The sequence below is a fragment of the Brevibacillus laterosporus genome, from assembly GCF_030489605.1.
Classification (GTDB): domain Bacteria; phylum Bacillota; class Bacilli; order Brevibacillales; family Brevibacillaceae; genus Brevibacillus_B; species Brevibacillus_B laterosporus_E.
In genome coordinates this window covers 1-942 of the sequence record NZ_JAUKFY010000064.1, presented here as the reverse complement: position 1 = coordinate 942, position 942 = coordinate 1, and the positions used below count along the sequence as shown (strand labels likewise).

Sequence of the window (942 nt, the reverse complement as noted above, 5' to 3'; positions counted from 1 at the left end):
GAAATCCAGTAAATGAGGTGAAGCGAAAATGATCGGTACTGAGGTATTACGGGATCATGGAATAGGATTGGGAAAGTATAAACTGAATAGCCTCATTCGTAACGTAAACCTAAGCAACCCTATTTGGACGTTAAAAGCAAGTTGGGATACAACGTATAGCCGTGGTTCTGAATTTTTCGTAATGGACAAATGGGGCGGCCAAGTGTATTTTACGAACGATTCACCGCGTAAAGTCTTAGAAAAAAGAAAATTACTAACTGGCGGGCTTTCTTGGAGCATCACGATGCCATCTGCTATCAATGACGTTGTTGTAGATTCAAAAGATAACGTGTGGGTTCTCACTGTGTCAGAGGTTCGCAAATACGACTCTTCTGGTAGCAGTTACACGGACTATAGCAGTAATGGCGGTGGATACCATATCTATGTTGACAGTAGCGATAACGTATACGTGGTAACATTTGGCAAGGTATTCAGTTTAACCAATGCAGGCGCACCGAGGTGGATGCAATCCCTCCCTAATTCAGCTGGTTCAATGGGCTCTGCTATAGGAGCAGAAGGAATATATTTGTTTTGGAGCGCGTCAGCAAACGGCGCTCGTAAGTTGAACTTCAAAGGGGAAGTGGTATTAGACGCAACTCTATCATATTCCTATGGTGGCAAAGGAGTAGTATCGAGTGGCGAAATCATTTACTTTCCAACGGCAAAGATTAGTAAAAACCTAGAGGTATTAGCACGAGTTCCGCAAAGTTTAGGAGGATATCTCTCTAACCTTGTCATAGACGCAAATGATAATCTTTATATTGCCTCTAATTTAGATAATACGCATGTTCTTATGTCGCTCAATAACGATTTGACAAAGAGGGCTTCGCTTCTATTGACCAATACAACTGTATCAAAGGCTCTTGGAATAACGAAAGAAGGTTATTTGATTGTGTCCGATCG

The 942-nt window shown here is 41.8% G+C and carries 1 protein-coding gene; it reads left to right on the top strand.

The genetic code is table 11. The annotated features are described in order from the left end of the window. Positions 1 to 28: 28 nt before the first annotated feature. Positions 29 to 942, top strand: a 914-nt coding sequence (locus QZ995_RS23660; protein ID WP_301812399.1) for a hypothetical protein, incomplete at its 3' end; no start/stop codon positions are given.